Source organism: Nocardia amikacinitolerans (genome assembly GCF_900215415.1).
GTDB lineage: Bacteria > Actinomycetota > Actinomycetes > Mycobacteriales > Mycobacteriaceae > Nocardia > Nocardia amikacinitolerans.
Map to the genome: position 1 here is coordinate 820,066 of NZ_OBEG01000003.1, position 18,053 is coordinate 838,118.

Annotated in this window: 15 protein-coding genes and 1 riboswitch; of the genes, 7 read left to right on the forward strand and 8 right to left on the reverse strand. The window is 70.3% G+C overall.

Going from position 1 to position 18,053, the window contains the following annotated elements:
* Positions 1 to 362 precede the first annotated feature (362 nt).
* The 3 genes from CRP45_RS18030 to CRP45_RS18040 are packed head-to-tail and all read right to left on the reverse strand — an operon-like array spanning position 363 to position 3,850.
* Complete coding sequence (locus CRP45_RS18030) at positions 363 to 1,205, reverse strand: ABC transporter permease (RefSeq protein WP_245910216.1); 843 nt, start codon at positions 1,203 to 1,205, stop codon at positions 363 to 365.
* Between the two features lie 22 nt (positions 1,206 to 1,227).
* Positions 1,228 to 2,229: an ABC transporter permease gene (locus tag CRP45_RS18035; protein WP_097246021.1), complete on the reverse strand. Its 1,002-nt coding sequence runs from the start codon at positions 2,227 to 2,229 to the stop codon at positions 1,228 to 1,230.
* 1 nt (position 2,230) lies between these two features.
* A complete protein-coding gene (locus CRP45_RS18040; protein ID WP_097246022.1) occupies positions 2,231 to 3,850 on the reverse strand; it encodes an ABC transporter substrate-binding protein in 1,620 nt (539 codons plus the stop codon).
* A 249-nt stretch (positions 3,851 to 4,099) separates the two neighbouring features.
* Positions 4,100 to 4,193, reverse strand: a riboswitch (SAM riboswitch).
* Between the two features lie 344 nt (positions 4,194 to 4,537).
* Here CRP45_RS18040 and CRP45_RS18045 point away from each other — a divergent pair.
* Positions 4,538 to 5,275: a hypothetical protein gene (locus CRP45_RS18045; RefSeq protein ID WP_097246142.1), complete on the forward strand. Its 738-nt coding sequence runs from the start codon at positions 4,538 to 4,540 to the stop codon at positions 5,273 to 5,275.
* A 301-nt stretch (positions 5,276 to 5,576) separates the two neighbouring features.
* Here CRP45_RS18045 and CRP45_RS18050 read toward each other — a convergent pair whose 3' ends face one another.
* From CRP45_RS18050 to CRP45_RS18070, 5 genes are all read right to left on the reverse strand, one after another.
* A complete protein-coding gene (locus tag CRP45_RS18050) occupies positions 5,577 to 6,785 on the reverse strand; it encodes a glycosyltransferase family 2 protein (protein ID WP_425436942.1) in 1,209 nt (402 codons plus the stop codon).
* A 244-nt stretch (positions 6,786 to 7,029) separates the two neighbouring features.
* A complete protein-coding gene (locus CRP45_RS18055) occupies positions 7,030 to 7,779 on the reverse strand; it encodes an LppM family (lipo)protein (protein WP_084482999.1) in 750 nt (249 codons plus the stop codon).
* Positions 7,780 to 8,827: 1,048 nt separating this feature from the next.
* The gene (locus CRP45_RS18060; protein ID WP_245910196.1) at positions 8,828 to 9,652 is read right to left on the reverse strand and encodes a carotenoid biosynthesis protein; all 825 of its coding nucleotides are present in this window, start codon (positions 9,650 to 9,652) and stop codon (positions 8,828 to 8,830) included.
* 11 nt (positions 9,653 to 9,663) lie between these two features.
* Positions 9,664 to 11,232: a phytoene desaturase family protein gene (locus CRP45_RS18065; protein WP_097246023.1), complete on the reverse strand. Its 1,569-nt coding sequence runs from the start codon at positions 11,230 to 11,232 to the stop codon at positions 9,664 to 9,666.
* Positions 11,229 to 11,846 carry a GNAT family N-acetyltransferase gene (locus CRP45_RS18070; RefSeq protein WP_097246024.1) on the reverse strand — a complete coding sequence of 206 codons (618 nt, stop codon included), beginning with the start codon at positions 11,844 to 11,846 and terminating at the stop codon, positions 11,229 to 11,231. Before CRP45_RS18070 ends, CRP45_RS18065 begins: the two co-directional genes overlap by 4 nt.
* Before the next feature lie 139 nt (positions 11,847 to 11,985).
* Here CRP45_RS18070 and CRP45_RS18075 point away from each other — a divergent pair, with 139 nt between their 5' ends.
* The 6 genes from CRP45_RS18075 (at position 11,986) to CRP45_RS18100 (ending at position 18,031) form a co-directional block, all read left to right on the forward strand.
* Positions 11,986 to 12,423 (forward strand): SAV_6107 family HEPN domain-containing protein, encoded by a 438-nt coding sequence (locus CRP45_RS18075; RefSeq protein ID WP_067785773.1) that lies wholly within the window; start codon positions 11,986 to 11,988, stop codon positions 12,421 to 12,423.
* 126 nt (positions 12,424 to 12,549) lie between these two features.
* A complete protein-coding gene (locus tag CRP45_RS18080) occupies positions 12,550 to 12,975 on the forward strand; it encodes a DUF3040 domain-containing protein (RefSeq protein WP_067785770.1) in 426 nt (141 codons plus the stop codon).
* 493 nt (positions 12,976 to 13,468) lie between these two features.
* Positions 13,469 to 13,900 (forward strand): division/cell wall cluster transcriptional repressor MraZ, encoded by a 432-nt coding sequence (mraZ, locus tag CRP45_RS18085; protein ID WP_067785767.1) that lies wholly within the window; start codon positions 13,469 to 13,471, stop codon positions 13,898 to 13,900.
* A gap of 219 nt (positions 13,901 to 14,119) precedes the next feature.
* Positions 14,120 to 15,109 carry a 16S rRNA (cytosine(1402)-N(4))-methyltransferase RsmH gene (gene rsmH / locus CRP45_RS18090; protein WP_308209537.1) on the forward strand — a complete coding sequence of 330 codons (990 nt, stop codon included), beginning with the start codon at positions 14,120 to 14,122 and terminating at the stop codon, positions 15,107 to 15,109.
* Positions 15,110 to 15,260: 151 nt separating this feature from the next.
* Positions 15,261 to 16,148 carry a cell division protein FtsL gene (gene ftsL, locus CRP45_RS34660; protein WP_245910197.1) on the forward strand — a complete coding sequence of 296 codons (888 nt, stop codon included), beginning with the start codon at positions 15,261 to 15,263 and terminating at the stop codon, positions 16,146 to 16,148.
* Positions 16,145 to 18,031 carry a peptidoglycan D,D-transpeptidase FtsI family protein gene (locus tag CRP45_RS18100; protein WP_097246026.1) on the forward strand — a complete coding sequence of 629 codons (1,887 nt, stop codon included), beginning with the start codon at positions 16,145 to 16,147 and terminating at the stop codon, positions 18,029 to 18,031. The genes ftsL and CRP45_RS18100 overlap by 4 nt, the downstream gene beginning before the upstream one ends.
* Positions 18,032 to 18,053: the final 22 nt, after the last annotated feature.

The window sequence follows — 18,053 nt, forward strand, 5'->3', positions numbered from 1 at the left end:
GTGCTCGGTGCTCGACGGGGTCGAGCCAGCCGTCGATCGCCCGGTCGACCCGGGTCGGGCGAATTGTGCGGCGTGACTAGCGTCTGCGGCCGCCCGTCGCTCGATTTCGCGTGCATCGGCGGTCGTCTCGATGTTCGGCCGATGGTTGTCGTCGTTGCCCGGTGGCGCGGAGCGAGGTTCCCGCCGCGCTCCGTGGTCCTCCGAATCAGGAAGCGCTAAGGGGTATTCGCGCTCTCCGCTCGGCGCTGGGTCGTCCTGGCGGCTATCGCTCAGAGCATCGGCGGCAGTCGGACTGCCGGGATCTGGTGGCGCGGTGGCGTCTCGGGCGGAGTGCCGAGCGGTGCGGAGGGTGGTCGGCTTGCTCACGGCTGGTCGGTCCTTCCTGCGGCGCGGCCGAGGCGCTGGGCGGCCAGCACGACGGCGATGATCACCAGCCCGGGGAGGGTGGTGAGCCACCAGGCGGTGGCGAGGTAGTTGCGGCCCTCGGAGATGAGCGAGCCCCACTCGGGGGTGGGCGGTTCGGCGCCATAGCCGAGGAAGCTGAGCGCGGAGACCGCGAGCACCGCCATGCCGAACTCGACCGCTGCCAGCGCGAGCACGGGCTGGTAGGAGTTGGGCAGAACGTGCCTGGCGAGCACCGTGTACCAGCGCACCCCGGCGGCGTGCGCCGCCTCGACGTATACCGCGCGCCGCACCCGCAGCACCTCCGAGCGCATCACCCGCGCGAAGTTGGCGATCAACGAAACACCCACGGCGATGGCCACATTGCGTGTTCCGAAGCCGAGCGCGGTGACCAGCGCCAGCGAAAGCAGCAGCGCCGGAATGGAGAGCAGCACGTCAACCACGCGCATGGCGACCGCGTCGACCACCCCACCGATCGCACCGGCCAGCAGCCCGAGCAGCGCCCCGGCCACCACGGCCAGCGCGACGGCGGACAGTGTGGCGGTGAGCGAGAGCCCGGCGCCGTGCACCATCCGCGTGTACAGATCGCGCCCGAGGTTGTCCGTGCCGAACCAGTGCTGTGCGCTCGGCGGCCGGAACTTCTCGGCGGGGACGCCGGTGAGCGGGTCACCACCGGCGAACAGCGACGGTGCGAGCGCCCATCCGAGCACCAGCAGAGCTACCGCCGCCGAGAGGATCAGTCCGGCATTGCGCCGGAGTCCACGCAAGCTCGGCGCCGATCCGCGCACGCCGGGCAGTGCGATCCGGCGGGGTTTGTCGGCAACGTCAACCACGGACGAGCACCTCCTCCACGATGTCCTCGGCCTCCGTCGTCGCGTCACCGGAACGCGTGCCGCGCACGGTGATCCGCGGGTCGAGCAGCGGATACAGCAGGTCCACCGCCAGATTCACGACCACGAACACCAGCGCCGTCAGCAGCACGATGCCCTGCACCACCGGAATGTCCTGGGCCAGCACGGAGATCTGCGTGAGCCTGCCGACGCCGGTGCGCGCGAACACCGTCTCCACGACGACCGAACCGGCCAGCAGGTTGCCCACCAGCACCCCGGCGATGGTGAACGCGGGCACGCTGGCCAACCTGGCCACGTGCCTGCGTTGCACCCACCAGCGCGAAGCGCCTTTGGCCAGCGCCACTTCGGTGAACGGCTGCCGCCAGGTGGATTCCAGTCCTGCCGCGAGCACCTGGGCGATCACCGCGCCGATCGGGACGGCGAGCGTCAGCGCGGGCAGTACCGTGCCGCGCAGTCCCTGTCCGCCGAACGCGGGCGCGAGGCGCCACTGGAACGAGAACAGCTGGAGCAGCAGCAGTCCCGTCCAGAACGTCGGCACCGCGACGCCCAGTGGCGGAAGCGCGGCCAGCAGGTTACGCAGCCACGGTCTGCGCGCGTAAGTCGCGGCGAAGGCCAGCGCTACTCCGCCGATCGTGGCGAAAAGCAGGGCGAGCGAGGCCAATCCGAGTGTCGAGGGCACGGCGTCGCTGATCGCCTCGGTCACCGGTTGCCCGGTCGCGATGGAGAGTCCGAGATCGCCGCGGACCGCGTTTGCGAGCGCGGTCCAATACTGGTCCCACAGTGGACGATCCAGCCCGTATCGGGCTTGCAACTCCGCGATCGCGGCCTTGTCGACCGGTGTTCCCGCGGCGCCGCCGTCGGCCGCGATGGAGACCGGATCGGCGGGCAGCAGGTAGAGGACAACGAACGAGATGCTGAACGCCGCCCACAGCACCCAGATCGCTTGCAGGACGCGCAGCGCCAGATAGCGGGCCATCTCAGCGCCCACTCAGCCAGGTGTCGAAGAACTGCAACCGGGCCGACGCCTCGAACTTCAGATCCCTGGTGTTCGCGGCGGCGCCGATCGCCTGGGAGAGTTCGATGGTCGGAATCCACAGCCCGGCCTCTAGCACCTGCTCCTGGGCGGTGCGGATGAGCGCGGTGCGCGCGGCGGCGTCGGCCGTGCTGAGCTGGTCGCGGAGAGCGTCGTCCAGCGGCGGAATAGGTTCGCGGGCATTGAGATTGCGGCCGTCGATGCCGAACACCGCGCGCAGGATGTCGCCGTCGGCGCGGGTGGTGTTGTAGTAGGTGGCGTCGAAATCCTTGGCGTTCTGTCGTGCGGTGTACTCCGGCCCGGATACCAGGTCCAGCTTCAGTTCCACACCGACCTGTCGCAGCTGCTGCTGCACCAGCTCGAGGATGGCCTGGTTGCCCGCGAACGCCTGGCTGAACAGCACCGAGAAGGACAGGCGCTCACCGTTCTTCGCGCGGATACCGTCACCGCCGGGCGTCCAGCCCGCCTGATCGAGGATGTACTTCGCCTTGGCGGGGTCGTAGCCTACCCGCGCCGCGAAGTCCTGGTAGCCCGGCGTGGCGCTGGCCAGCGGACCGGAGGCGGGGTTGAACTGCGGGCCGAGCACGGTGTCCACCAGCTGCTTTCGATCGATGGCGGGCAGCAGCGCTTGGCGCACCGCGGGATCGCGTAGCGGACCGCGAGTCACGTTGGGCTGGAAGCCGAACGGCACGCCGGGATTGGCCGTGCTGAGCAGGCGCGCGCCAACGGCTTCCAGCTGCGGCACGTCCTGCGGTAACGCATCGCTGATCGCGTCGAGCTGACCGGAGACGAGACTGCCCGTGCGCACGCCGGATTCCGGCACCACCGTGAACTCGATGCGATCCAGGTAGGCCTCGCCCTGGTGCGCGAACACCGCGGAGCCCCAGCGGTATCCGGCGCGTTTGGCCAGCGTCGCCGACTGGTCCTGCCGCCAGCCCACGTAGGTGAACGGCCCGCTGCCGACGTTGTCGCCGAGGCAGCGCTGCTCGGCCGACTTCGCGGTTGTCGCGTCGGCGAGGATGCCGAGCTGCGCGGTCGACGAAGCCTGCAGGAATTGGGCGTTGGGCCGGCTGAACTCCACGCGCGCGGTGAGCCGGTCGACGGCGGTGGTGCCCACGTAATTGGTGAGGTAGCTCGCGCCCAGCGGCGCCTTCACCCCGCCCAGCCGCAGCACCGAATCGAAGGTGTTGCGTACCGATTCCGCGGTTAGCGGGGTGCCGTCGCTGAAGGTGACGCCGTCGGCGAGATGGAAGGTGAAGGTCTTCGCGTCGGGGCTGATCTCCCAGCTGCGCGCCAGCCAGGGTTTGATCTCGCCGGTCCGCGGATCCTGATCGGTCAGCGAATCGACGATTTGCCGTGCGACGTAGATGGTTTGGTTGGTGCCCGCCTGCGCCGGATCCGAGCAGGTCGGCGGCTGGGACAACCCGTAGCGCAGCGTGCCGCCCGGCCGTGGCGGACCCGCGTCGGTCTCAGGCGCGCTCGAATCGCCGCCGCAGGCGGCCAAGGCGCTCGTCGCGGCGAGGGCGCCGACCAGCGCGAGAATTCGATGGCGGGTTCGGATCACGGTGTCACTCCCATGAGTTCGCTCGGTGTGGTGCTCGCGGCCAACGGCCTGCTGGGGATTCGGCGGCGCGGTTCCGGCGCCACCTCGGCGGAATCGGAACGCGACCGCGCGATGCGCGGGTTACCGCCCCGGCCTGCGACCGGTGCGGTCTGGCGCTGGATCAGCGCGGACAGCCGGCCGGGGTTCGGCGGCGGGTCTCGGCGCGGCGTCGGGTTCGGCGGGCGCGGCCGCGTGGGCAGATCATTCGGTCCTCCATCGTTCCTGGCGGAAGCACCCGCACCCGGTGGTCGGGGGGTTGCTGCGACGTCGGCGAGCCAGGTCTCTCGGTCGCTCTGGATGGTGTTGCGGACCCCGGTCCGCACCGGGCGCGGCAGGGTCGAGCCGAATCATCATGCGGAGCAGGGCATGTGGTGGACAAGGTTAGGAATCAGGGTGAGCGCAGCCCTGGCGGCGGGCGCTGCGGCGGACGATCATTGCGCGGGTCGGCGGGTCGGCGGGTCGGCGGGTCGGCGGGTCGGCGGGTCGGCGGGTCGGTTCCTGCATCCAGCTGGCCGCTCGGGGTAGAACGCGTCCGCTCGTGATGGCGCTCTGAGATGCGGGTGCAAGCCGACGCGCCGAAAACTTGCCGATTGCCGAAACGGCTGCTGAGCGGGTTTGCCGGAGTACCGTGTCCTCACCGTGCCGACGATGAGGAGCACCGCTGTGACCCTGTTGCGCCGCTTCACCACTCTCACCGCCGCCGCGACCGGATCGGTCGCGCTGGCATTCGGCGTCTGCGCCCCCGCCGTGGCGGCGCCCGCCCCCGTCCCCGCCGCACCCTCGGCCGCCACCGAACTGGCGGGCAAACAGCAGGCCGCCGCACCCGGCGATCTGCTCGGCGCCTACCAGTCCACCGTGGAGGCGCTGCGCGGATTCGGGATGGACCCGTTCCTGTACCCGACCGCCGCGGCGTTCTGCGGCAACGGCAGCACCTTCGGTCTGGTGCCCGCCGTCGCGGGCGCCATGCCGGGACCGTGGCCCAAGACCACGGTGTCCATTCCCGGCCTGGATCTGACGGCCGTGAAATCCGGGCAGACCATGTTCACCTTCGTGCCCTACGGCGTCAGCCAGGACAGCCGCAATACGGCGGGTATGCAAGTGGCCTGGCTGAATGTCAGCAACGGTCGCAGCGGCATCACCAAAATGGGCCCGCTCGCCGACATCTTCCGCGCCATGATCCCCGCCGAGGTACCGGCGGACCTGCGCCCGCACGCCGAACGCGCCGTCCAGGAATTTTTCTTCGCCGCCCTCCCCGTCGGCGGCATCCGCGCCGTCCCCGTCGACACCGGCAAGGGCACCGTTCTCGCCGCCGTCTTCGGCACCGTCGAGAACGGCAACCAGTCCTGCTTCTTCCTCCCGACCATCGGCATCACCTCGGTCCCGTAAAACCCCACGAGTACGGCCACCGGCTCGGTCCTTGGACCGGGCCGGTTTCGTCCGTTGCCCGAATAGGGATGCGGTGCAGGCGCATTCGAGCACTGTTCACCGGCAGGACGTTCGAATGGGTGCAGGTCCGGCTTCCACACACCGCACCCGCCCCGTCCCGGGTGCCGAAAATCGACGGTAGTCATATGGCGGTTGCGTCGTCGCTGACAGCGACCATTCGACTACCGTCGAATCCGTTTCTCTATCGACGGGAGAGAAATGGTGATTGCGGGGTTGACGGTGCGGTGCACAATACGCCCGATCAGTCCATGGCGGGCAGTTCGCGACCCTTCCAGCGCAGTGCCCCACGGCTTTTCGCGCGGTGGGAGCGGAGGACCAGGCGCTGGTAGGCGGCGATCGAAAGCGGGTGCGCCAGTGCCGCGACCGCGTCGGCGCGGCGGAGGGGGCCGCCGGATTCGAGGGAGCGGGCGAGGAGGCGGCCGGTGACGGCGGCGGCGTAGCCGAGCGCGCCGGTTCGGCGGTTCGCTCCGCTGCCGAACAGGACGGCCAGCGGGGGGAGCCAATAGCCGAGTGCCAGCACGGTTCCCACGGCGGCGGCCGCCGGACGTGAGCCTCCGTAGGCGGACCAGAGCCAGCGCGTGTACCCGGCTTCGATCTCCGCAGCGTCGCGGTACATGCGGGTGCGGGCGAGTCGTCCGGCGGCGACGAGGTGGGTGGTGTGTCCGGCGCGACGCAGGGCACGGGCGATGTCGAGGTCCTCGGTGGGGCTGTCCGCTACCGAGGCGTGCCCGCCGATGGCGCGGTAGGCGGCGGTGTCGAAGGCGAGGAACTGGCCGCAGGCGACCGCCGTAGACAGGCGGTGGCCGCGGTTGCCAAGCACGATGGGCAGCGTCGACGCCCACGACCAGCAGAGCAGCGGCTGCACCAGCGCCTCGGCGAAGGTCTCGGCCACCTGCGTCGGCCACGGCGAGACCAAGGCCGCGCCCCGATCGCGCACCGCGCGCGCCGCCGCGGCGATGGCCCGCGGGGCCAGGCGCACATCGGCGTCCAGGAAGACGACGATCGGCGTCTCGACGAGTTCGGCGAGGCGCGCGCACGCGGCGGCTTTGCCGGTCCAGCCCGGCGGCGGCTCGAACGCCGAGCGAACGACCTCGAAGCGGGGATCATCCGCGATCGCCTCCCGCGCGGCCGCCGCGGTGCCATCGGTCGAACCGTCGTCGAGAATCAGCACCCGCAGCGCGGACACGCCGGTCTGCGCGCGCAGATCGGCGATCAACGCGGGGAGCCGCTCCGCTTCGTCACGAGCCGGTACACACACGGTAACCGCTTCGGCCACTTCGACATTCGCGTCCAGATGCGGCATAGAGAGCCGATTGATCAGTGCGACACCGCAACCCAGGAGTGCGACGGCCGTGCCGATCCGCACGGACACGGCGGAACCGCGGGCGAGACTGCCCCACGCGCGGTGGGGCTCGCCGACCCGATCGGCCAGTGCGACATCTCGGCTCACGAGCGTGACAGCCGCGCCGATTCGCACCGGCGAGGCGACGCCGCGGGATCATCCATCGCCGAGGGTGGATGTCCGCCCAGCACCCTCGGAGCACCGGCGAGCCCTCGTGGCACTGTTACCCCCCCGCCCCATGGGAATCCGCGGCTCGCTCTACTGTCGGCGCTCATCCGCTCGGGCGATGGGCCACCAGCGCGAGCGACGGGTACGCGCGGTCGGAACGGCCCGCGGGTGACCGAGGGCCGGATCAACGGAACTGCTTGACCGTCCGCCACCAACGCCGCCAGGAGAACTGGTGCTCGGGGACTTCCGGCGCGGCGGGGTTGCGATCCATGTACGCCATGGCGGCGACGATGGCGGCGACCGCGAGGGTGATGCCGCCGACGATGCCCGCCCAGCCCGCGAAGGAGCGGGTGTTCGGGTCGGCGTAGTGGACCTCGGCGAGCACCCTGGACACCTCGCCGGGCGGCAGCTTCCAGGAGACGGTGGAATCGCCCTCGCGGTTGCCGTTGGTCTTGGCCACCCTGGCCGGGAACGCGATGGTGAACTGCACGTCGGAGCCGTGCGGCGGCACCGACTTCAGGTCGACTCGCCCCTCCAGGCTGACCAGATCGCCGGTGCGCTTGAAGTTCAGCTGGAACATCCCCTGCGTCTGCTCGGACAGCGTGCTGAGCTGCTGCACCTCACCGAAGGAAAGATCCTCGAAGAACACCTTGCTGCCCAGGTAACCGTCCTGGTTGTAGGGCTCCACCCGCACCTTCGCCGCCAGCGTTTCGGGCGCCTTCAGCTGCGGACCCTTGTCGTCGGGACTCGCGGGCACCACCGCCGCGATGACCCGCCCGGACACCCGATCGTTGGACGAAACGCCCATCGACACCTGCACCCGCAGGCACCCCGCCAGCACCGGCGCGAACAGCACGGCGAGCAGCACGCCCGCGACTACCCGCACCCTGGTACGTGGTGCGCGCGGCGACGGTCGGACCGGGACATCGGGCATCGTGGTGGCGGGACTCGGTTGCACGGCTCACATCGTGCCAGGCCGAACGTCCGAATCGCCACGCGGCGGGCGCGACACGACGACACACCCCGCCCCGCCTTGCCTTATATACCGTGGTCCCTTCACCCGATGTCGCACGCGCACATCATCGAGCGCACCCCGCCACTCGATGCCGGACCCGATCCCAGCCGCCCGCAACGCCTCACCCATCGATGCGCCGACGCCGCCGGAACACTGGCGCTTTCTCCAGAACAGACGAGCACACTCCACGCCGCGTCGGGTCGCCTCGAAACCGAGCAACAAATCATCGCGGCGGACGTGACACGCCGACACCCTGCCGTATTTATCGTGGCCCCCGGCTCGATGTCGCACGCGCGTTATCGAGCCCCGCGGCCGATCGAGTCGAACTCGATGCCAGCCGCCCGCACCGCCTCGCCCTGCGCGCCGGGCGACTCGCCGATTCCGCTGGATCGCCCGCGGCTTCTTCAGAAAGACCGCGCGCCCTCCACGCCCATCGCGCTCGACCGCCCCCGATCGCCTCGTGAACCGAGCAGCTCATGGCGGCGATCGCACGGGTCACCCCGCGAGCCGTTCCGGAGCGTTGTCGCGCCGAGCGCGCGCAGCGGCGTCAACCGGCGGGGCGCCGAGGGCGAGGCAGCGGTGGGTGAAGTGCGCGCGGCGTCCGGCGCTTCGGCGAAGCCGTGGGCAAAAGTGCACCCGGCTGCCTCGACCGGTGCGGGGCATCTCTGGCGGCGGGTTGGCGGGCGAGGGCCCGCAGTGGGGTCGAACCGGTGTGGGGCGCTTCGGCGGAGCAGCGCCGGGACGGGTCACCCCGCGCGCCGTTCCGGAGCCTTGTCGCGCCGAGTGCGCGGCGGCGTCAACCGGCGGGGCGCCTAGGGCGGAGGGCAGCGGTGGGTGTAGTGCGCTCGGCGTCATCGACCGGCGTGCGGCGCTTCGCGGAGTGGTGGTGGGCGCAGTGCGCGCAATGGTGTCGACCGGAGCGAGCTCCTGTGGCGGAGCGGCGGCGGGCCGAGGGCGCACAGCCGCGTCAATCGGCGGGGCGCACCTCGGCGGAGCGGTGTCGCGCCAAGTGGATCAGCAGGGGTACGCCGAGTGGCGCCATCCCGACCGCCCCGTACAAGGCCGAGTAGGGGAGATCGAGGAAGGCGGCGTGGGCGAGGGTGGAGCCGAGCCAGGTCCAGAGGAAGACCGCGATGGGCACCGCAAACGAGGCGCCGGAGCGGGGTTGGGTGGGGCTGGGCGCGGCGCGGTCCCAGACCGCGAGCAGCAGCGCCATCAGCAGGCCGACGCAGAACCAGCCGAGGTAGTTGGTGAGCGGGATGTGGTCCAGTCCGGGCAACCCGGAATCGGTGTCGCACCAAGTCCATTGACCGTCGGCGACCATCTGCGGATCGAGGAAGAGGTCCCACCCCACCGCACCGATCGTGGTGAGAACGACTCTCCCCGCGGTCCCGCGGGTGACGATCCCGGCCACGATCCACACCGGATACATCCCGCCCGTCCAGGCCAGTGGCACCAGCAGTGGCACGCCCGCGAGCGACGGCCCGATCCGATCCTGCGCGTACTCGTAGCAGCCGAACGGGATTCCGGTCGCCACCCCGAGCATCTCGGCGAGCAGACCGACCCCCGAGACGATCACCAGAAACCCCAGCGCGTACCGAGTTCCCCGGGTGGCGGCGGCATGCGCGAGGGCCGTGCCCGCGGAGAGCAGCACGACCACAACGGTGATCCGGTCCCGCGCCGCACCCTCGGTGAGCGGATAGCAGATCTGGGCGAGCACGAGCAAGACCGCGAGCGACACAGGCACCGGGTGCCGCACCGACCGCAGGCTCGCGCGCCCCGGCATACGCATCACCGGGTCCGTCATCGCTTGCGCGGGAAGGGAAATCGCCTGCGCCGGGCGTCGCGCAGGGCGAGCCGCGCCGCCGTCCGTCCGCTGGCGCCGGAGACGCCACCGCCGGGATGGGTGGACGCCCCCGTCAGATACAGTCCGGGCGCACCTGGCACCCGCTGACCCGAGAGTTCAGGCAGCGGCCGCCACAACATCATCTGATCCAGCGACATCTCCACGTGCATCACATTGCCGCCGCGCAGCCCCATCTCCTGCTCCAGGTCGACCGGCGTCTGCACGAACCGCTCGCGCACAGTCGAGGCGAAACCCGGTGCGTACGAGTCGACCTCGGCGATGATCCGATCGCCCTCGCGATCCGCGTGCGCGGCCCAGTCGCTGCCGTCGGCCAGCCGATAGGGATGCCACTGCGCCCACAGCGAGAGCTGGTGTTCGCCCGGCGGCGCGATGCTCGGGTCGAGCGCGCTGAAACTCATCGCGAGCACCACCGGCCGCGGCGGCAGGTCGCCCGCCAGCGCCGCACCGTGCGCGCGCCGCAGCTGTGCGCGATCCGAGACGAGAAATTGCAGGCCGCGCGCGGATTCCGCGGTGGCGGCACCCGGGTACTCGGGCAGCGCGGTCGTCGCCACCCGCACCACCATGCCGATGCCGGGCCCGACCCGGATGCGGCGCTGCCAGTCGTCCAGCGTCGCGCCGTCGAATCCGCCGGCGCGCAGCAGGTCCAGTGTGGTGAGGACGTGCGCGCCCGCGATCACCGCGTCGGCGCGCAGCTCCCGCCCGGACGCCGTACGCACCACCCAGCCCTCGCCGACGCGCCCGATCGAGGTGACCGCGTCACCCGCCGCCACCGCCGCACCGTCGGCGCGCAGCCGCGCGACCAGCGCCGCGCTCAACGCGCCACTGCCGCCGACCGCCCGACCCGGCGGTAGCGTGTGCATCAGCGCAGCGAAGCCGACCATCGGCGCCGTGCCGGGTTCCGACATCGGCGGACCGGACTGCGCACCGAACCAGGCCAGCGACGCCTTGAGCCGTTCGTCGCGAAACAAGCTGTCCAGCAACGCGTCCCCGGACTGCAAGAACTCCCTGGACAGCGCGCTGCCGCCCGCCTTCGCGTCAAGCCCCCAGAACGAGCGAAGCAGATGACCGGGCCCCGGCGCGCCGCCGAACGCGCGCATCACCCGCGCGCTGCGCGGACCCCACACCGCGACGAACCGCCGGTATGCCTCGGCGTCGGCCGTCCCGCACGCCGCGGCGATGGACGCGCACGTCGCGTCGACGTCGCGGTGGAAGACGATCGGCGGCCTGCCCTCGGCATCGGCAGGGGTGAATCCCCAAGGATCGCAATCGATATAACGCAGTCCGAAGCGCTCCAGCTCGAGCTCCTCGACGATCCCCGTGTGCCGGATCATGATGTGCGCCGACGAGCCGCGGTCCACCAGGTGCCCGGGGAAACGCTCGACCGTGGACACCGCGCCGCCGACCACCTCGTCGCGCTCCAGCACCTCGACCCGGTGCCCCTCGCGCGCCAGATAACAGGCCGCCACCAGGGCGTTGTGGCCGGAACCGACGACCACCACGTTCACAGCGGCAGCCGCCTGCCCAGGATCGCGAAGGGCCGGTTGTCGCCCGCGAACACGAAATGCCGGATGACGTCGGCGAATCCCTCCCTGCGATAGAGCCGCCACGCGCGGTTCTCCTCGCCAGCCACCTCCGGCGTGGACAGCAGCACCGCGCTCTCCGTCCGGTCCTGCAGCAGCCTGCGCAGCAGGGTGGCGCCGATGCCGCGGCCCTGCGCGCTCGGGTGCACGTGCAACTCGGTCAGCTCGAAATAGTCCGAAAGCAGTTCGCGCGCAGAGTTTTCCGGCCAGCCGGAGCGGCGCATACCGCTGTGCACCTGCTGGTGCCACCACTGGTGCGGCGCGCCGCGGTAGCCGTAGGCGATGGCGACGATGGGCGACGTGCGCAGGTCGACGCGGCCGTCGTCGCCGGGAAGCAGCGCGGCGACCGCCTGCCAGCCCGCGCGGGTGGTGTGCTCGGTCCACATCGGCGCGCGATGGTTCTCGGTGCCGCGCGGATAGTCCATCGCGGCGACATAGACCGCCAGCGCGTCGTGCAGCCGGTAACGCAGGTCCGCGACCGAGAGGTCGACGACGACGGGTGCGGGTGCGGGTGAGTGATGTGGCTTGACGGCTGTCATGGCTCTCGTCGGACCGCGCGGACGCGGAAAGTTGTCGGTGGGCGTCTCTATATTCAAGCTCAATTCAAACGTTCGAATACCTGTTCGGTCCGCGCGGTGCACGGGGACCGGAGGTGTGCGAGTGCGGAGGGACGAGCCGATGAGTCGGATCGAGCAGCCGGGCCAGCCCGGCAAGGCGGGGAAACTGCTGAAGAAGGCCGACGGACTGCTGATGCAGGCGGCGGGGGAGACCGATCCGCGGGAACGCTTCCGTACCGCGTACCTCGCCGCGCTGCGCGGCGCGGGTGCGGTGCTCGCGTTCACCGGCGCCGACGCCGCGCCGCGGGCCCGCTCGCGCAACGCATGGGTGCTGTTGCAGCGCGCCGCGCCCGAGTTCGTCATGTGGGCCGACTACTTCAGCGCGCGCTCGGAGCTGCGCGCCGCGCTGGAGGCCGGATTGGACCGCGAAGTGGACGAACGGCAGGCCGACGAGTTCTCTTCGCGGGTGGGGGCATTCCTGCACGACGTGGAAGATCTGCTGAAGTCGGCCGCGCGGTTGCGGCCCGCGCCGGGATGGAGCGGAGGCATGACCGCTTAGTTATCACCGAGAAGGTGGTACGGCCCTGATCGAACTCGTATCATTGGTGACAGATAGCCGCCAAGGTCGGCTATCTGTCGCCTACCCGGAGGCGACAAGCCACGTCCTAGTGCCGGGGGAGGTACCGTGCCACTCTCCGAGCACGAGCAGCGCATGCTCGAACAGATCGAGAGCGCGCTCTATGCTGAGGATCCGAAGTTCGCCTCGTCCGTCCGCGGCGGACGCCTTCGCTCGACCTCGAGTCGTCGCAGACTCCAGGCCGCGGCCTTGTTCGTCCTCGGTCTGTTTCTACTGGTCGCCGGTATCGCCGCTCCGGTGAAGCCCGGTGGCTTTCCGATCATCAGCCTGATCGGATTCATCGTCATGTTCGGCGCCGGCGTGCTGCTGCTGCTCGGCAACTCCAAGGGCGCCGCCCGTGGCGCGCGTTCCGGCGAGGCGCCTTCCAGCGGGCCGGGCGGTGGCGGATCGAGCGGACCTGGGCGTCAGCGCAAGTCCGGTGGTTTCTCCGAACGCATGGAGGATCGCTTCCGGAGACGGTTCGAGCAGGAGTAGCTCGGCTGTAACCCGACATCTTCATCGCGACAGGCGACGCCGCACCACACGATGGTGCGGCGTCGCCTGCTCGCGTTTCGGCCACTCTCCGCGAACCGCTCCCGCGGGGTAGTGGATAGGCGCACCTCCACCTTCGCTCCGGTTGCGCGCGGTATCCGGAGGACTTCGTCCGACGGCCTCCCGAGGCGGTTCCCACTTCTCCCCACGACGTTCTCCACCTTCCCCCAGAACCACCCCGGATCGGCTGAAGGACCTTGCCTACCAGGGCGGTTTGCTGGATGTTTCCGGGCTGTCTCAGGCCGACGCCCGCGTGTCGGCACAACATGCAAAAAGTTCCCCACCCCGGTGATAGCTGGGATGACCTGCGAAATCGTCTCGGCGGGGAGCCAGATCACCTCCACTTTCGATTGAAAGTGGGGGAAAGTGGGGTAATGTGGAGCGCGCACTACAGGAGAGGCCATCCAGAGAGGTGATCCAGTAGGGAGGTATCGAGATGTTTCTCGGTACCTACACACCTCGGCTGGATGACAAAGGGCGACTCACGTTGCCTGCGAAGTTTCGAGACGATCTGGCGGGAGGGTTGATGGTCACGAAGGGTCAGGACCACAGCCTTGCCGTGTACCCCAAGGAAGAGTTCACCGCGCTCGCTCGCCGAGCCGCGGCCGCGTCTCGCAGCAACCCGCAGGCCCGCGCGTTCGTCAGGGCACTCGCGGCCGGAACCGATGAACAGCGTCCGGACGCGCAGGGCCGCATCACGTTGTCGGCGGATCATCGGCGCTACGCGAACCTGGACCGGGATTGCGTGGTGATCGGCTCGGTCGACTTCCTCGAGATTTGGGACAAGCAGGCGTGGGAGTCCTACCTCGCCGAGCACGAGGAGGATTACGCGCAAGCGAGAGACGAGTCGCTGGGCGGAATCTTCTAGCCCGAGCGAACGAGTGCCGCGCGGCCTCTGCCCGGACGCGGACCCTGGCGTACTTCCCCGACGCCAGGTGCCGTTGTTCGGTCAGAGACCACGGGGCATTCGTTCTCGACAGCAGCTTCTTAATCAAAAGCACTGTGGAACAAGGCGACCCGTGTGCGATGGTCGAACGTTCGGCCACCGGCGCTCGCCATCCGGTGCACAGCGACGACGCGAGGCAGGATCCGGGAGGTCTGGGTGAACCGTGAACAGGACGGCCCCCGGCATGTTCCGGTTCTCCTGGGCCGAGCCGATGAACTGCTCGGTCCCGCGCTCACCGAACCCGGCGCCGTCTACGTCGACGCCACCCTTGGTCTCGGCGGTCACGCCGAACATTTCCTGCGCACCTATCCCGGGCTACGACTGGTCGGGCTGGACAGAGACACGAACGCGTTGCGCTTGGCCGAGGACCGGCTGCGCCCGTTCGCGGACCGAATCACTTTGGTGCACACCACCTATGACGGCATCGCCGACGCGCTGACCCAGGCCGGACTCGATCCGCTCGGTTCGGTGAGCGGCATCCTGATGGACCTCGGCGTCTCCTCGATGCAGCTGGACGAGGCCGAGCGCGGCTTCGCCTACTCCGTCGACGCGCCGCTGGACATGCGGATGGATCCGACGAAGGGCATCACCGCCGCCGACGTGCTCAACACCTACAGCCACGGCGATCTCGCCAGGGTGCTGAAGACCTACGGCGAGGAGCGTTTCGCGGGCAAGATCGCCTCGGAGGTGGTGCGCCGCCGCCAGCAGCGGCCGTTCACCACGAGCGCCGAGCTCGTCGAACTGCTCTACGCGACCATCCCGGCCGCGGCGAGGCGGACCGGCGGCCATCCCGCCAAGCGCACCTTCCAGGCGCTGCGGGTGGAGGTGAACGGCGAGCTCGACTCGCTACGCGCCGCGCTACCTGCCGCGCTGGACGCGCTCCGGCTCGGCGGGCGGATCGTGATCATGTCCTACCAGTCGCTGGAGGACAAGCTCGTCAAGCAGGAGCTGGCGCCGCGGATCGTCTCACGCACGCCGGTGGACCTGCCGGTCGAATTGCCCGGCATGGGACCGGAATTCCGGATGCTCACCCGCGGCGCCGAGAAGGCGACCGAGCGGGAGATAGACGAGAACCCGCGGGCCGCGCCCGTGCGCATGCGGGCGGCCGAACGGATTCAGGAAAGGGGATGAACGTGACGACATCGAGCCCGAGCTCGGCCGCCGTCGCGCTCATCGGACGTCGGTTCGCGACCGGAGGCGCCCCGCGCGCGCCGATCGTCGCGGGCCGCACGACGTCGACGGGGTGGGGGTGTTCTTGCGGAACAGAGGAGGCGACGACACCATGAGTATCCGGACGCGCACGGTCGAGTCGCCGGGCCGGGTCGCCCGTCGAGTGCAGGCCGCCGAGCGGGTCAAATCCGGTGCGGCGCAACGCGCTTACGCCAAGCGCAAGATGCGTGCCGAGCAGCGCGCCGACGCGGGGCCGCGGCTGCCGACCCGCAGGTCGGTGATGGCCGCGCGGATACCGTTCGTCGCGGCGATCATCGCGATGCTCGGCTGCGGTCTCGCGCTCACCCTGCTGCTCACCACCAGGGCGGCCGAGGACAGCTACCAACTCAGCGACGCAAGGGAGCTCAACAGGAAGCTCTCCGAGGAGCGCGCCGCCCTGCAGCGCGAGGTCGAGGCCGCCGACTCCGCGCCCGAACTCGCCGCCCGCGCCCGCGAACTCGGCATGATCCCGGCGAAGGATCCGGCCAGGCTGGTGATCGGCCCGGATGGCACGGTGACGGTGATCGGCAAGGAGACCCCGGCGCAGGGCGCGCCCGCGCCGCCGTTGAACGTCACGCCGTCCGCGCGCCCGTCCGCCCAGCCAGGCCACGCGCAGGCGCAGGGTGAGCGCGTCGTGCCGGTGTCGACCACGCCGGCCAGGCCGAGCGCCGCGCAGGCCAACGGCAACACCCCGAGCCCGACACCCGCCGCGCCACCGGTTCCCGGGGCGGTCGGGGGTCAGCCGTCGCCGCTACCGCCGCCGCCCGCAGAGGTGCCGCAGCCCGCTGCGCAGAATCCGGCAGCGGCACAAGACCAGGCAGCGCCGCAGCCCGCGGCCCAGGATCCCGCCCTGGCACCGGATCCCGCCGTGTCGCAGCCGGTGGCGCAAGCCCCGGCCGACCAGTCCGCACCGCCCGGCGCACAGGTCGCGCCGCAAGATCAGCCGGGAGGCACTCGATGACCCAGACCAGACCCGCGCCGCGCAAGCGGCGCGGGTCGGTGGCATCGAGGCCGTCGAGATCCCGCGCCGCCGCCGATCGACCCGTGCGGCTTCGGCTGGGGGTCGGCCGGATCGTCATGCTGGTCGCGCTGGCCGTCGTCGCGCTCCAATTGCTCTGGATCCAGAGCATTTCCGCCCCCGGCCTCTCGGCGCAGGCGGCCAGCCAGCGCACCGTACGACTGACCGACCAGGCCACCCGCGGCCCGATCACCGACCGCAACGGCAAGTCGCTCGCCTTCACCACCGCCGCGGTGGAACTGCACTTCCAACCGGTGCGGGTGCGCAAGGATCTGGAGGACGCGAAGGCCAAGAGCGACAAGGCGCCCGACCCGGACGAGCGTCTGCAAGCCATCGCCAAGACGATCCACGAGAAGCTCGGCAAGAACGCGCCGTCGGAATCGGCGTTGCTCGACAAGCTGCGCAGTGACGAGACGTTCGTCTATCTCGCCCGCAATGTCGATCCGCGGGTCGCGACGGACATCACCGTGCAGTTCCCTGAGGTGGGCGCGGACTCGCAGCCGCGGCGCGAATACCCGGGCGGATCGCTTGCCGCCAACATCCTCGGCGCCACCGGGTGGGACGGGCACGGCCTGATCGGCCTGGAATCCTCGCTGGACTCGGTGCTCGCGGGCACCGACGGCTCGCACACCTACGACCGAGGGTCGGACGGCGCCGTCATTCCCGGCAGCTGGCGCGACAAGCAGCCCGCTGTCAACGGCAACGGGGTCGAACTCACCCTCGACTCCGACCTGCAGTACTACGTGCAGCAGCAGGTGCAGCAGGCCAGGGAGATGTCCGGCGCGCAGGGCGCCTCGGCGGTGGTCCTCGACGCCAAGACGGGCCAAGTGCTCGCCATGGCCAACGACAACACCTTCAATCCCACGCTGGGCCCGCAGAACTGGAGCTCGGCCAAGACGAGCAACCCGTCGGTGAGCGACCCGTTCGAACCCGGCTCGGTGAACAAGATCGTCACGGCGGCCGCGGCCATCGAGTACGGGCTGACCCATCCCGACGAGGTCCACCAGGTCCCCGGCTCGATCCGGATGGCGGGCGTCACCGTCGGCGACGCCTGGGGCCACGGCGTCGCGCCGTACACGACCACCGGCATCTTCGCGAAGTCGTCCAACGTCGGCACCCTGATGCTGGCCCAGCGCGTGGGCGAGGACCGCTACGCGGACATGCTGTATCGGTTCGGTCTCGGCCAGCGCACCGGCGTCGGCCTGCCGGGCGAGACCGGGGGCCAGGTGCCGTCGCGGGATCAGTGGTCCGGCGGCACCTTCGCCAATCTGCCCATCGGACAGGGCCTTTCGATGTCCACGCTGCAGATGACGGGAATGTACCAGGCCATCGCGAACGATGGTATGCGCATCCCGCCGCGCATCGTGAAGGCCAAGATCGCGCCGGACGGCGCTCGCACCGAGGAGCCGCAGCCGGAGGGCGTGCGGGTGGTGAGCCCGCAGACCGCGCAGACGCTGCGGCACATGTTCCAGGCCGTGGTGCAGCGCGATCCGATGAACGCCGACCAGAACGGCACCGGGTGGCCCGCCGCGATCGAGGGCTACCGGATCGCGGGCAAGACCGGCACCGCGCAGAAGATCGATCCCGGCTGCAAGTGCTACTCGAGCTCCAGCTACTGGATCACCTTCGCGGGCATGGCCCCCGCCGACAACCCGCGGTACGTGATCGGCATGATGCTGGACAACCCCGTGCGCAGCTCCGACGGCAGCGGCGGTCAGTCCGCGGCGCCGCTGTTCCACAACATCGCGTCGTGGGCGCTGCAGCGCGACCGGATCCCGCCGTCGACCGCGCCGGCGGAGAAGTTCGTCCTGCAGGCCGGTGTGTGATTCCGGCTTTGTCGAACGTGGT